The sequence below is a fragment of the Microcoleus sp. N9_A1 genome (genome assembly GCF_036701795.1).
In the GTDB taxonomy this organism is placed as follows: Bacteria; Cyanobacteriota; Cyanobacteriia; order Cyanobacteriales; family Microcoleaceae; genus Microcoleus.
Genome location: NZ_JAUBRI010000035.1, coordinates 1 through 14,120, shown reverse-complemented (window position 1 = coordinate 14,120; position 14,120 = coordinate 1). Strand labels below are relative to the sequence as shown.

The window sequence follows — 14,120 nt, the reverse complement described above, 5'->3', positions numbered from 1 at the left end:
CGGCTGGGCTGGGTGCCAGCGCCTTACCGGGTATCGAGATTCGTTTCAATCCCTGATAGGGAGTTTGGTTAATTGCGGCTTCTCACTCATTTCCTGGGATGTGTCATCTCAGGTTTCAATCCCTGATAGGGAGTTTGGTTAATTGCGGCTTGAAGAAGAAAGTACATCCACGACAGTGTGCGGATCAGTTTCAATCCCTGATAGGGAGTTTGGTTAATTGCGGCGTCGTCAAATCTCGAAACCCTGTAAGGGGCAGGGTTTCAATCCCTGATAGGGAGTTTGGTTAATTGCGGCCAGCTTTAGGTTTGCTGGGTTTCGATCGTCTCTCAGATGTTTCAATCCCTGATAGGGAGTTTGGTTAATTGCGGCCTGGCACTTGCTGGCAGCGCCGAAGCTGTCACAAACCAAGTTTCAATCCCTGATAGGGAGTTTGGTTAATTGCGGCGCTACAAAAACGCCCAGTTTGAGCGAATTTGCCACGTTTCAATCCCTGATAGGGAGTTTGGTTAATTGCGGCTAGTCCGCTGTCGCCTAAGCCCATTACACGCGATCGAGCTTCGTTTCAATCCCTGATAGGGAGTTTGGTTAATTGCGGCAGCCCGTTCCAGAAGCCTTGCTGTATTTGGTTTTCAACGTTCATTTGCGTCTGCATAAAACAAAAGTACCATTTCAGCCTTCGACTTGTCAATACCCAACTTTTCATACATCCCTCAAACCTTTATCCTGCATAGATTTCAGCGATTGCGTCTGCCATCTTACTCGTCGAAGTACGTCTAAGCCTGACAGCACATACATTATAGCCCCCAAAATTAACTCCTCGATTTTAACACCCACTCACAGACGCATTTTCCACCCAAAAATACACATCAACCCGATCACCACTTCCCCAAAGCCCCCCAAACAGTACCCGAAACCACCCCCCAAATCGCCCCCAAACCAGCCCCCACGATCGCCCCCGCCACAGGCCCCAACTCCACCGGCACCCCAGCGCTAACAGCCGGAAACATCGCAGACACCCCCGCCCCCAACACAGCACCCGCAAAAGTCCCCAAAAAACTGCCCCAAATCGCCCCCAAAGTCCCACCACTTACACCCGAAGGCTGAAACGAAATCGGCAACTTCGGCGCAAACCCGCAAAAACCCAACAAACCCCCAGAAACCACACCCCCAACAGAACCCACACCAGCCGCCACGATCGCCACACCCAGCAACAAACCCGCAAACTCATTCACCGGTCGCATCTGGCCACCGTATTGCTGCCAAACCACCAGCCCAGCCCCCAACAAAACACCAGCCAGAGTCCCCACAAACGAGCCCCAGACGGCCCCCAAATACCCTCCCCGCCGGCCCCACACCCTCCCCACTGGCAGCGCCAGAGGAGGCTGAAAAGTTGCCCAAACACAGCCCCAGACAGCGCCAACCACCGCCCCAGCCAAAATCCTCTCCCCGATCCCCGGAGTGCTATTAATCGCCCCAAACACCGCACCGCCGATCGCCGCCAACAAAAAAGCCCCCCAAGACGCCCCCACCAAAACTCCGCCCCACTTCCGCCAAATCTGATTCGGCGGCAAAGTAAAAACCCCCCACATCACCCCAAAAAAACAGCCCCAAATCGAACCAACAAAAATCGCCCCCAAAATAGCGCCGCCGCCCTCAGCTATTGCTGAATAAATCCCCCCGATCGCCGCCAAACACAAACTACCCCAAACACCTCCCCAAGCAGCATCCTGAAAAATGCGCTCAAACTTGCCCACGGGAAGCTGAGGCGCAGGAGTCCGACTCCGAGAAGACATCGGCATCGGTAGCAAGGGCACTGCGTACTGGCCGAGGGGGCGTGGCAGCCCCGTGGAGGGCTGTTGCCGACGCATTGCCGGCTTGGGCACGACGGGCGGTGGTTGGGGCTTTTTACGCTTGGTTTTCGCGGGCTGCAAGTGCAATCCGTGGCTAACTGCTTGCCGCGAAGGAAACGGATCGCGCCCTTTCAGGAGTTTTGCCCGATCGCACCAAGGGCACCGACTGAGATGATTTCCGTACTTATGCTGAGTGTTTTTGCTGCAAGTAACCAAAGCATCTTCCGCTTCCCGAATCGCATTCACCCAAGTTTTCGCATCCGGGCGCGCCGAAGGATTGCCGTGCCCTTCCTCAAAACAGCGGATAAACATCTGCCGCAGCCGGGGATGCAGCATCTCAAAAGGAGGCGCCGCCGGCATCGGGCGGTAGGGAATCCGCTTCGTACCTGTAGGAAAATGGCCCGATCGAATTCTCGCTTCCAAAGGCGGCGGTTCATCGCTACCGAGATAAACTCCCGAAAACGGGTGCGTACCTTCCATCAGCAATTGAAAAATTAATACCGCTAAACCGAACAAATCGTGCTCTGGAGCTCGATCAATATCGCGAAAAGTCTGTCCCTGCAACTCCGGCGGCGTAAACTCCGGCTTCCCCACGGGACACCGATAAACGTAACCCGTATAAGGATCGCGCACTTGAAACGAATCGGTGTCTACCAGCGTTACCAAAGCTGTATCCGTCACCAAAATGTTCGACTCGTTCACGTCGCCGATGACGTAACCCCTGACGTGGAGGGCGTTGACAGCCGAGGCGAGATTTCGGGCGGTGCGGTGGAGGTAAAGATAGCTAAATAGCGGTTTTTGTTCGCGCCTGGTTTTGGGAGTGTAGAAAGTGTGTACCGGCATCACTTTGTTGACGCGCGGCATCACAAAACCGACGATTTTTTCTCGCCCGCCCACAGTATGCAGCAAATCGATCGGCCAAGCAATGGAAGCGTGCCCCGGTTCCGCGATCGGCGCATCCGGCGGCATACTGAACATGACTGTGAGTTTGTCGCCGTCTTCGTCTGTCGGTTTGTGGTAGATTTTTGCTACAAGGGACGAGTCTTGGGCGATCGGGTAGATGCGACCTTCACCCCCACTGGCGATCGCGGTTTTGGTGTCGATCGCAATCAGTTGTCCGCTAAATTGGCGCTGCAACTGCATAGAATTCGGTTATGGGATACAGGATTTGGAAGCCATCACTCAATAAACTTGACTTGCCCATTAAATCTTACCTTTGTTAGGACTTAGGCACCGATGCGTCGAAACCGGGTTTTTCACCAAAAGACGGGTTGCAGCCCGCAGATTCGGTAAAAAACCCGATTTCTTGGGTGGGAGTGGGTAAGCCCTGTTGCTGTTAGTGGGATGGGCATCCCGCCCCTCCATCCATTAGTGGGATGGGCATCCCGCCCCTCCGCGCTATCAAAATTAAATGTGAACCAGCTTCAAATCCACCGACAATAACAACATTTTATCCTCAATTTTTTGTCTGACGGCCGGTGTCACCTGACAATTATCGCTGTTGAGGCATTCCACCAGCAAGCTTTGGGCATAGTAATACTGTTTCAGCAAAGTTTTCTGTTGGGGGTGAAAGTCTCGATTGTAGCCGATCGCAGTTTTGAATTTTGCCAGCCAACAGCCACCGAATTCTTTGCGCCACTTTTTCCAGTTTTGCAAATCAGGCATTTCAGTCTGAAATTGTGCCAGCAGTTGTTTAAGTTCTGGTTCAATATCCAGCGCCCAAATGCCAACCAAAATACCCGCCACATCATTATCAAAAGCCAATTTCAGAGACTCGTTAACATCCGCAAATTCTACATTTTTTCCAGCCTTTGCCAAACAAGTCCGCAACTTGCGAACTTTCGATCTATCAAACTTCAGACTCGGATCGAGGACGCGAGTCAAAGTCAAATCGAGCACGCAAACTAAAGCAACATAAAAAGCGCGAATTTCGACTGGTTTAAAATTCCTTTGTACTAACTGAGACTTGTGATTTGCCCAGATTAGCAACTGCTGCAAGGTTTCATCTTTAGCCACCATACTATCAATTTTTTGTTGCATCAGCAGCAAAAGTTCGTCAGCAGGTTGCAAAATGCTGACAACTCTCACAAATTCATTTTTCCACTTTTTGTCTGTAATCCGGCTGACCAATTCTGGCAGCGATTCCGGGTTCGCACTGTCAATCAGATATTCTGGTTGAGTGTGGGTTTCCTCTAGCAGTTCGTCAACTGCGCTTTTGATAAAGTTATCCACCAACCAGTCGCGGGTACGCGAGAAATTGCTCTCCAATTCCAGGTAATGACTGCCTAATTTTGCCTTAAAGTCTTTGGGAAAAATCTTTTTAGCCACTAACATATTTTTCCAGCGAGTTAGCTGGATGGCGTTGCGTTCGGGAAAGCGGTTGTACAAATAGTCGATCGCGATCGCATCTAGAATATCCGCACCCAGGATTTCCCGCCGTTTCACCTCGTTTTCTAGCGCAATTTCTCGCCGCCCAGTTAGATCACGATGCTGGCTAACATTTGGTTCAATCAAGCGCTGAATCAGCCAGTTTCCCCCACGGAAAAAATCCCGATCAAACTCCAAGTAAATCGCGCCAAACAAAGCTTCAAAAGTCTCAGAAAAAACTCTATTGTACTCGCTTTTTTCTGTTTCTCTCCCATTCCATACGCGCCAATTAAGTTCGTTTAATTTCAAATTTTGTGCAAAATTCTCAAGTTTTTTCGGATCTTCTAAACGAGCTTTTAAGGTTGAAATAGCATCTGGATCGAGTTCTGGATATTCACGGTAGAGGTAATCGGTAACAACAGCACCAAAAATCGCTCCGCCTAATAGTGACAGCCGTTTGTACTTAACCTCTTGCCAAGCGGGAGACTCCTCGGGGCGATCGGAGTAGTAGCTGGTTGAGTAACGGCAATTTAAGGCGATTTCCAGCAGTTTTGTCTGCTGAAAGCTGGGAATGTCGATCGCTGCTTTGACTGATTCAATATCTACATTTTTATGTTTAATTCGCTCTAATTCTTCTTCACATTTACCCCACTTTTCCAACCAATCACCGCCCGCATCTTCCACATACAAATCTACAAAATCTACCCCGTAATTCATCCATTCATCCTGCATTTTTCTGGCTGCTTCCAGTTCTTCCCAGACTTTTTGCAAGTTATTTTCAACGGTGTGTGTACCTTGTACTGTCATAGTATTTGATTTTGATGTAATTTGATTTTATTTCCAACAACTCTACGGCGATTAAATCAAATCTCAATTCAATTTAGGCCAAATTGCTAGTTATTTCACTCTTATTGATTGCTGCGGTAAATCTTCCCGTTACTTAGCCTTCGTATCAAGCACCTGTTGCCACCGTCTGGCATACCCCTCCCGGAGACAGAAAAGGGGAGGAAAATCTTGGTCTGTTTTCCCTTTTCCAGAAGCAGGCTGGGGGTTAGTTTTTTGGCATTGTCGAGAATTGTGCAATATGTGAGTTAGTCAAATTTTTTTTTCACGGAGTTTGGAGCAGTCGAACTATTCTCAGCAGCAGATCTGCTTGATTTACGGGAACTTGAGGTAACGACCTGCGGGCAAATTATCGCTATTATATAATGCAATGTTAACTAACTGGTTCAGGAAATTTGCATCGTTTTTATCATAACTTAAAAATAATCCTCTGTCAATCCCCCAATCTTGAAGAGTTTGTTGCCAATTCTGATATTTTTGTTCAGAGAATTCATCCGAAAGAGTTGTGACTTGAATGCAGAGGGGCTGCTGTTGGCGGTTGCTAACGATCGAATCGGTTGCCATAGAAAGATCTGCAACATATCGATACAAAACAGTGCCTTGGCGATCGACAATTCGGGCGGCGATCGCACGAATGACGCCATCGTCAGCCGGATCGAATTTGCCGGCCTTGAGTTTTTGTTTCCAGATGTAAAATTTGCGATCGTTTTCGCTCAGCCATTTAGGAAATAGATAGCTGTACCAATACCTTTCCCCCGGCGTCATTAACTCAAACGCCGCTTGTTTTTCTATTTCCGAAGGTAGAGATTGAACTGCCAGCCAAACCTGAGAATCTCGGATAAGCTGTAGCAAAAAAGCCATCACAAATTTCTTAGCAGTTAGCGAACCGGGTTTAACATCTTTCACCCAGCGATTGATTTCATCCAATCTTCTCGCCAAACTCGGATCTATTAGATCTGCGTCGCTAATTAGGGAGTTGAGCTGATCCTTAATCTCTTGTGCTTGCAAATGACGACCTACTGTACAAATTAAAGCAGAATTGTTGACACCTCGATTTTATTATAGAACCGCACCAAATTTTCACCGATCGCGAGACAGCGCTAACAATTTTTGTAGAGTAAGTATCCTAACAGCCCTGGACTTTATTTTATGAGAGGTCTATTCAATAGTTGCTGCCGATTCCCGCAGAGCCTTGTACAATAAAATCAAATAAACATTTATTAACACTCCGGCTATAAATCCGAGTACCTGACCCACAAGCTGAGATGCTAGCAAATTCCCCAATGTTGAACCGATTAATCCAGAAATCAATATGGCTGGCACAAAAAACACAAAAGCCATCAGTAAATTTGAGCGAAATATCAACCACCAACGCCCTTTAGTTAATTTCCAACTACTGCCCAAACTGTCCGGCACCGAAGAGTTATCAATGACGGTAGCATAAGCTGAAAATATTAAGGGGTATAACACATAAAGCGCAGGAATTATTATTATTGGTACCAGGAAGCTTACCCAAACAAAAGACCACAAGAACCACCTAATCGCGAAAAGCAGCCCCACAGACAGGAAATAAACCAAAAGGAGTGGTAGAAATCTTCTTTTTGCTTGAATAAAAGCATCGCTCGCAGTTACTTGGTTTTTTGTCAAACTTCGATAAGTGTAGAAAGTAGTAGCTCCCCACAATAAAGGAACTGCCACCAACCAGTAGATCAAGAAAGGAACTGTCCCCAACCAAAAGTAGATAGGCTTCACCGAAAAAGTTCCGGCGCCCGGATGTTCGGAGAAACTTGTGTCAATGATCTCAATGATGCGATTGAGGGCATCTGGCCCAAAAGTATTCAGCACGAACCATATCAAATGGGGAGAGTTGATCCTCAACAGATCTGGGTATACAGATCCCACAACAGCAAATGTTTCTCGCAACAAGCTTGGGGCACTAATTCGTGGATATGTCATAATTTTTGCTCCGCTTTTTGTAAGTAGATTTGAACAGACTAGACATTGCTCGAAAAAGTTGCTAACAATAATGTTAAGTCATCATCGGTGCGTTCGGAAACCCGGGGCGATCGCAAAAATGACTCTAACTGCTGTTTCGCATCTTCTTCTTCTTTCCACTCGCCAGAAAACCGAAACAAAGGCGCAAAAAACGGCTTGTGCGGCGTGCCTTCTGGGATTTTAAGAGCTAGCATTTGCAAGCCGTCGGAAAACACCGCTAAGTGGGGCAGTTTTTCCCGCAGTACCTGAAATTGGGCTGTTTCAATGGCATTCGGCGAAATCAAAAAGATAGTTTCATTGATATATTCGCCGCAGGGAGGTACTGTCAGGGCGATCGCATTTCCTGCACTATCACCTGCTACCGCCGCACCGTCGCCGATTTGAGCAACTGCGATTAATTCCGGCGTAGCAACAACCGCAATTAAAGTGCAGGCTAAATCTCTCGCAGCCACTTCCCGCACAGCCGCTTCTGCTTCCACCTGCGCCCGCGCAACTTGCAGTGATGCTGTCAAGAATACCTGCCATTCATCGTCATTTTGAGGCAGCCTTTCCTGTTGCTGGCAAATCGTTTCGACAACCGCTTCTACAGCAATTTTTGCCCCAACTTCTGCCAGTGCAGCCGAGCCCGCGCCGTCGGCAACTGCTGCCACCAAAACACCGTTCGGCAAGAGACGCCAGCAGTGGGCATCTTGACAGGGCTGCGATCTTTTTTCGTGGCTCGTACCTATCACCGATGCCGCTACAACTTGCCAATTAAAGGATGAATTCTGCATTAATAACTCTTTAACTCAAAACTTCGTAAATTCACAACTATTTATCCTGTAGGGTGCTTATGGGCGCACCTTACTGTTTATATGGGGATGAGATGAGCGGGTTTTGCCCTTTTTTTAGTCATTTGTATCATAGATCCTTAGCTAAACCCGCCCCTACCAAATGCTAATGACCAATGACTAATAACTAATGACCAATGACTTCCAACTAATGACTAAACAGTTCCCCATCCCGGTGGTGGCAGTGCTACTTGTTCATCAATTTTTGAGTGAGAAACTCTCTGCATACTAGCCGATAGCCAGATGAACATCTCTCTAAAGTCTAATCCTCTCAATTTTACAGGCGTGCGCTCGACTATTTGCGCTAGACGGGTGATATTAGCACCTTCCACTCCGACTGCAAAAAATGCCACGCGCTTGTTAGTTTCTTCCTCTTTAATCCGCTGTGCTGCTATTTCCACAACATCGTCTGATTCACCTTGAGGTTCGCCGTCGGTAATCATAAATACCCACGGGCGGTAATAGGTAATGCCGTTGTTGCGGTATTCGGATTTGCGGGCCGCAATGGTGTCTAGCGCTACCTGAATGCCTGCGCCCATGTGGGTTTGTCCTTGAGCTGTCAGCAGTGGTGTCTCGAACTGGTCGGCGGTCACGAAGTCTTGCACGACTTTGATATGATTGTCAAATGAAATAATCGCGACTTCGACTCGCTTTTTAGCTAGTTCGTCTTTAATTAGGTCATTCCTAAAAATTTCCAGCCCCTCATTCAAGGCATCTATGGGTGCGCCTTGCATGGAGCCGGAGGTGTCCAGCAGGAGGACGCAGGGACAGCGTGGCTCTGGGTTTTCGGCAAATTCTACGGCTTCGTCTAGTCTCATGGTTCGGGGTTGACCTTGGAGTGGCTTGATTTCTAGGTTTGTTACTTTCTACCCTAGCCAGTAGGTGACATATTTAACTCAATCTGCCGGCTGGCGATCGTATTTTACCATTTACCTGAATCGATTTGAGATTTTTGATTGTATATTTTTGATTGTATAATTAGATATCTGCAGTCAAAAAAACAAATTCATTCCTGCCTGTGGTAATGTAGACTAATAGTATTACTGCAAAATAAGGATAAATCTTATGGTTGCAACAGTCACAAAAAAATTAACCTTTGACCAATTCCTTGTAGAATGTCCAGAAGATGGACTCTATGAACTGGTCAATGGAGAAATTGTAGAAATGAATTCCACCAGAAATCATGATGATGTTGCTAATGTCTTGTTATTTGACTTCAACGATGAAATTCGGCGATTGAATTTGAATTATGTCGTCAACAATACAGCCGTTATCAGAACTGTAAGTAAAGCCGGCGTTGAACAAGGACGGAGACCGGATGTCAGCGTAATCGCTCGCGATTTATGGCGATCGAACCGTTCGGCTTATGCTGCTTTGCGAGAACCAATTCAATTGGCGGTGGAGGTAACATCAACAAATTGGGATGACGATTATATCGACAAACTGGACGAGTACCAGCGCCTCGAAATTCCTGAGTATTGGATTGTCGATTACTTAGCAATTGGTAGCAGGGAATTTCTGGGAAATCCCAAAGTTCCAACTATATTTGTCCATCTTTTGGATGCAGAGGGCAACTATCAAAGAAGCGCGTTCAAAGGCAACGAACGAATTGTATCGCGGACTTTTCCTGAATTAACGCTGACAGCAGAAGAGGTGATGAACGTTTAAATTGCTTTCCTCTATATAGCCCGATCGCCAATCTATACAAAATTACTGAAAATATGAAATCTGTTTCTGAAAAAAAAGCTATTAGTGCTTGGGACTACAAACCTTGGTGGTGTCAGCCTTGGTCAATTCTTTTGACTGGCACGAGTCTGATTGGCGGTAGTTGGTTTGTGTTAAAAACTGTTTGGATAACTGTTTTAGTCGCGATTCCTTTATTGGCTTGGATGGGGTTTTTCTTGTTGGTTTGGCCGAAGTTGATGGTGTCTAGCGGTGCTTTAGATTCTCATTCAGATTAGGTTTTGGTGGTGCGCTGTTTGTGGGTGCGCCTATAATTACACTAAATTTATAGCAAAGTCTCGATCCCCCTAAATCCCCCTCAAAAAGGGGGAATTTGAGCCTTTCCTATCTCCCCTTTAATGAGAGAGAATTTGAGCATTTCTTGTCTCCCCTTAAGAAGGGCGCGCCAGGGAGATCGATAGCCTAACGATCGAACAGTGTTTCGCGCCCTACAATAACTCTACGCTTGCGGGTAATAGTCTTGAATTGCTTTCACTTTCATCGGGTTGGATTTGAGCGATCGAATTCCCGCTGCTGTCGCTTTGGCGCCGGCTATTGTGGTAATAATCGGGATTTTGTAAGTCAAAGCTGTGCGGCGGATAAAGATTCCGTCGGCTCGGGATTCTTCGCCGGAAGGTGTGGTGATAATTAGTTGAATTTTCTCATTCTTGATCGAATCCAACAAATTCGGCCGCCCTTCGTGCAGTTTCAATTCCAAATCTACCTCTAAACCTTGCTCTCGCAAAACTTTGCGTGTCCCGTGGGTTGCGACTACTTTGAAACCCAATTCTAAGAATTCCTTGACAACGGGTACAACTGCTAGTTTGTCCCGATCGCGCATCGAAACCAGCACGGTTCCAAACAACGGCATCATTTGTCCGGCACCTAATTGAGCTTTGGCAAAGGCTTTGCCAAAATCGGTGTCAATTCCCATGACTTCGCCGGTCGATCGCATTTCTGGCCCTAACAAAGTATCAGTTCCCGGAAACTTAGCAAACGGTAGCACGGCTTCTTTCACGGAAACGTGAATTGGTATAATCTCTTTAGTAAAACCTAAAGCTTCTAGAGTTTGACCCGACATGACTCGCGACGCGATTTTTGCGAGGGGAACTCCGATCGCCTTGGACACGAAAGGTACCGTTCGAGAAGCCCGTGGGTTAGCTTCCAAAATGAAAACTTCCTCCCCTTGAACGGCAAATTGAATGTTCATCAACCCGATTACTTTCAGGGCTTTTGCTAGTTCTATTGTCTGGCGGCGGATTGTTTCCACCGCTTTCTCAGGAAGGGTTTGGTAAGGGATAGAACAAGCCGAGTCGCCGGAGTGGATGCCCGCTTCCTCGATGTGCTCCATAATACCGCCGATCGTCACATTGCCAGTAATATCGGCGATCGCATCTACATCCACCTCGATCGCATTTTCCAAGAACTTATCAATTAAAATCGGATGATCGGGTTCTACCAGCACGGCATAGGTCATGTAACGTTCCAATTCCGTATCGGAATAAACAATTTCCATGGCTCGCCCGCCTAATACGTAACTTGGTCGCACCACTACCGGATAACCGATCCGTTGAGCTACTATTAAAGCATCCTCAAAACTGCGAGCCAAACCGTTAGCAGCTTGCTGAATATCCAACTCCCGCAGAATCTTTTCAAATCGCTCCCTGTCTTCAGCAGTATCAATGGAATCCGGCGAAGTTCCCCAGATTTTTGTTTGTACGTCAGGATTATTTTCCAGGGCTTTTTGTAAAGGAATCGCCAATTTCAGCGGCGTTTGTCCGCCAAATTGAATGATTACTCCTTCGGGATTTTCGGCTTCGATGATGTTGAGAACATCTTCTTTTGTTAGGGGTTCAAAATACAGGCGATCGCTCGTATCATAATCCGTCGAAACCGTCTCTGGGTTCGAGTTGACCATAATTGTCTCAAAGCCGTCTTCTCCTAGGGAATAGGAAGCGTGACAGCAGCAGTAATCAAACTCAATTCCCTGTCCGATTCGGTTCGGCCCGCCACCTAAAATCATCACTTTTCGTTTGCTAGAAGGCAAAACTTCCGACTCCGGCGCTAGACTGTGGCCTACAGGCGAAATCTTCTTTTCTTCATCGCCCAAGTCCCAAATTGCCGCTCCCGCTTCGTAGGTGGAATAATAATACGGTGTGAATGCTTCAAATTCAGCCGCGCAGGTATCGACTGTTTTGTAAATTGGAATTACGCCTAACTGTTTGCGGTAAGCGCGGACTTGATCTTCCGATGTTTTTGTGGCGTAAGCAATTTGGCGATCGCTAAATCCCAACTGCTTTACTTCAAACATTGTCTCTTTTGTCAACTCTTGCAACCGCGTTCGTTTCAAGAACTTCTCAGTTTCCAGCAATTCCTGCATTTTATCCAAAAACCAAGGGTCGATTGCTGTGAACTCGAAGATATCTTCCACCGACATTCCCATCATCATCGCGTGGCGAACTGTAAAAATGCGATCGGGATTTGGCGTCCGCAATCCGGCGCGAATTTGTTCCAAACTCGGCAACTTTTCCGGTTTGTCGCACCCGAAACCTGCGCGGCCGGTTTCTAATCCCCGCAGCGCTTTTTGGAAGGATTCGTTGAAGCTACGCCCGATCGCCATTACCTCTCCTACTGACTTCATTTGCGTTGTCAGAGTCGGTTCGGAACCGGGGAACTTTTCAAAGGCAAATCGGGGAATCTTCGTCACCACGTAGTCAATTGTCGGCTCAAAAGACGCCGGAGTTTTCTTGGTAATATCGTTGGAAATTTCGTCTAGGCTGTAACCTACCGCTAATTTTGCCGCCATTTTTGCAATCGGGAAACCAGTTGCTTTTGAGGCCAACGCGGAGGAACGGGAAACCCGAGGGTTCATTTCAATAACGATGAAATCTCCGTTGACTGGATTGACAGCAAATTGAATGTTGGAACCGCCAGTTTCAACTCCGATTTCGCGGATAATTTTCACCGAAGCATCTCGCAGACGCTGATATTCTTTGTCTGTGAGAGTTTGCGCCGGGGCGACGGTGATAGAATCGCCGGTGTGGACGCCCATCGGGTCGAGATTCTCGATCGAACAAATAATCACTACATTATCTGCCAAATCCCGCATTACTTCGAGTTCGTACTCTTTCCAACCAATCAAAGATTGTTCGATCAAAATTTGCGATACTGGACTGGCATCAATCCCGCCTTGCGCCATTTCTTCAAACTCTTCTTGATTGTAAGAAATGCCGCCTCCCGTGCCGCCCATTGTAAAAGCAGGACGAATAATTAACGGATAACTGCCGATTTGGTGGCCAATTGCTTTGGCTTCGTCGAGAGTGTTGGCAATTCCCGAAGGGCAAACTGCGACCCCAATTCGCGCCATCGCTTCCTTAAATAATAGGCGATCTTCTGCCATTTCAATTGCTGGCAACTTAGCACCAATCAACTCGACGTTGTACTTTTCTAAAACGCCATTTTTAGCGACTGCCACAGCTAAATTTAGCGCCGTTTGACCGCCCATTGTCGGTAAAATTGCTTGAGGTCTTTCTTTAGCGATGATTTGTTCGAGGATGGCTGGCGTTAGAGGTTCGATGTAAATGCGATCGGCAGTTTCCGGATCGGTCATAATTGTTGCCGGGTTGGAATTCACCAACACTACTTCAAAGCCTTCTTCTCGCAAAGCTTTGCAAGCTTGTGTTCCTGAATAGTCAAATTCGCACGCTTGACCGATAACAATTGGGCCGGAACCAATGAGAAGAATCTTTTTTAAGTCTTGACGACGGGGCATAGGTTCGTAATTAGTAATTGGACAAGGTTGAGGATTAATTTGATATTTGGCAGCATCAGTCTTAGAAACAGGCTTTCTGAGCTGTTCCACCAAAAGCTTACTCAAAATAGTGCAAGTTTTGTTGTTAATTTGAAATTGTGCACCATTATCAGCATTTTGGAAGTAGAACCTCGCAACTGGGGCTGACAGACACCCCCAGCTAACCAGAAATATTGATGAGAAAAGGGTGCAGTCGATCGGTAAATCAAGACTATTTTAAGTGTTGCGGTCAAATCGTGTTCTAAAATACACAATCCCTGTATTCCGCCGGATTAATCATTGTAGAGACTTCGGCCAAGGCGTGTCCTGACTGTGGGGAACGGGTAGAATTAACCGGGTTGGATGATGAAATTTCCCGTAGCACGGGCTGCAAGCTCCCAGCCATCGGCCTCGGAGGATGTGACAATCTTAGATCCAGCAATGTGCGGGAATTGAGGACACGGCACGGTGCGGTGTCCCTACCCCAAAAGGAGGACACGGCACTGCCGTGTCCATTGGTGTCAACTTAAGGTCAAACCCAGCCAGAGACTGCTGTTTGACCATTAAATCTAGATCCCCCCTAGCCCCCCTTAAGAAAGGGGGGACAAGAGTCTTCTCAAAGTCAACCCCTACTCCCCTTCTTAAGGCTACCGTGTACACACAAGTCCAGCTAGAGCGGTTTTCCAACCAATGAAGATAGCTTCAAACTGTTGAAGACCATGT

Annotated in this window: 9 protein-coding genes and 1 CRISPR repeat array (1 of these 10 running past the window's edge); of the genes, 2 read left to right on the top strand and 7 right to left on the bottom strand. The window is 47.2% G+C overall.

Annotation, left to right across the window (positions count from 1 at the left end):
- A CRISPR array of direct repeats spans positions 1–596; the repeat unit is 37 nt; unit sequence GTTTCAATCCCTGATAGGGAGTTTGGTTAATTGCGGC (it extends 4,637 nt beyond the left edge of the window).
- A 279-nt stretch (positions 597–875) separates the two neighbouring features.
- The 6 genes from QUA58_RS17230 to QUA58_RS17205 form a co-directional block, all read right to left on the bottom strand.
- Positions 876–2,993 carry a DNA-binding protein gene (locus tag QUA58_RS17230; protein ID WP_333395004.1) on the bottom strand — a complete coding sequence of 706 codons (2,118 nt, stop codon included), beginning with the start codon at positions 2,991–2,993 and terminating at the stop codon, positions 876–878.
- A 264-nt stretch (positions 2,994–3,257) separates the two neighbouring features.
- Complete coding sequence (locus QUA58_RS17225; RefSeq protein WP_333395003.1) at positions 3,258–5,024, bottom strand: NACHT C-terminal helical domain 2-containing protein; 1,767 nt, start codon at positions 5,022–5,024, stop codon at positions 3,258–3,260.
- Between the two features lie 351 nt (positions 5,025–5,375).
- Positions 5,376–6,068 carry a hypothetical protein gene (locus QUA58_RS17220; RefSeq protein WP_333395002.1) on the bottom strand — a complete coding sequence of 231 codons (693 nt, stop codon included), beginning with the start codon at positions 6,066–6,068 and terminating at the stop codon, positions 5,376–5,378.
- A 150-nt stretch (positions 6,069–6,218) separates the two neighbouring features.
- Positions 6,219–7,016 carry a hypothetical protein gene (locus QUA58_RS17215; protein ID WP_333395001.1) on the bottom strand — a complete coding sequence of 266 codons (798 nt, stop codon included), beginning with the start codon at positions 7,014–7,016 and terminating at the stop codon, positions 6,219–6,221.
- Between the two features lie 38 nt (positions 7,017–7,054).
- Positions 7,055–7,828, bottom strand: coding sequence for a PP2C family serine/threonine-protein phosphatase (locus QUA58_RS17210; RefSeq protein WP_333395000.1), 774 nt, complete (start codon positions 7,826–7,828; stop codon positions 7,055–7,057).
- Positions 7,829–8,040: 212 nt separating this feature from the next.
- A complete protein-coding gene (locus QUA58_RS17205) occupies positions 8,041–8,703 on the bottom strand; it encodes a VWA domain-containing protein (RefSeq protein ID WP_333253210.1) in 663 nt (220 codons plus the stop codon).
- A gap of 247 nt (positions 8,704–8,950) precedes the next feature.
- Here QUA58_RS17205 and QUA58_RS17200 point away from each other — a divergent pair, with 247 nt between their 5' ends.
- Both QUA58_RS17200 and QUA58_RS17195 read left to right on the top strand, forming a co-directional pair.
- Positions 8,951–9,553, top strand: coding sequence for a Uma2 family endonuclease (locus QUA58_RS17200; protein WP_333394998.1), 603 nt, complete (start codon positions 8,951–8,953; stop codon positions 9,551–9,553).
- 53 nt (positions 9,554–9,606) lie between these two features.
- The gene (locus QUA58_RS17195) at positions 9,607–9,846 is read left to right on the top strand and encodes a DUF6737 family protein (RefSeq protein WP_194009231.1); all 240 of its coding nucleotides are present in this window, start codon (positions 9,607–9,609) and stop codon (positions 9,844–9,846) included.
- 221 nt (positions 9,847–10,067) lie between these two features.
- On the opposite strand, the gene carB is transcribed toward QUA58_RS17195, so the two are convergent.
- Positions 10,068–13,379 carry a carbamoyl-phosphate synthase large subunit gene (carB, locus tag QUA58_RS17190; protein WP_333253234.1) on the bottom strand — a complete coding sequence of 1,104 codons (3,312 nt, stop codon included), beginning with the start codon at positions 13,377–13,379 and terminating at the stop codon, positions 10,068–10,070.
- Positions 13,380–14,120 lie beyond the last annotated feature (741 nt).

What these genes read in the sequence shown, in the direction of transcription:
- QUA58_RS17195 (WP_194009231.1), top strand. Translation starts at nt 9,607, where the DNA reads ATGAAATCTGTTTCTGAAAAAAAAGCTATTAGTGCTTGGGACTACAAA.
- QUA58_RS17205 (WP_333253210.1), bottom strand. Translation starts at nt 8,703, where the DNA reads ATGAGACTAGACGAAGCCGTAGAATTTGCCGAAAACCCAGAGCCACGC.
- QUA58_RS17215 (WP_333395001.1), bottom strand. Translation starts at nt 7,016, where the DNA reads ATGACATATCCACGAATTAGTGCCCCAAGCTTGTTGCGAGAAACATTT.
- QUA58_RS17230 (WP_333395004.1), bottom strand. Translation starts at nt 2,993, where the DNA reads ATGCAGTTGCAGCGCCAATTTAGCGGACAACTGATTGCGATCGACACC.
- QUA58_RS17210 (WP_333395000.1), bottom strand. Translation starts at nt 7,828, where the DNA reads ATGCAGAATTCATCCTTTAATTGGCAAGTTGTAGCGGCATCGGTGATA.
- QUA58_RS17200 (WP_333394998.1), top strand. Translation starts at nt 8,951, where the DNA reads ATGGTTGCAACAGTCACAAAAAAATTAACCTTTGACCAATTCCTTGTA.
- carB (WP_333253234.1), bottom strand. Translation starts at nt 13,379, where the DNA reads ATGCCCCGTCGTCAAGACTTAAAAAAGATTCTTCTCATTGGTTCCGGC.
- QUA58_RS17225 (WP_333395003.1), bottom strand. Translation starts at nt 5,024, where the DNA reads ATGACAGTACAAGGTACACACACCGTTGAAAATAACTTGCAAAAAGTC.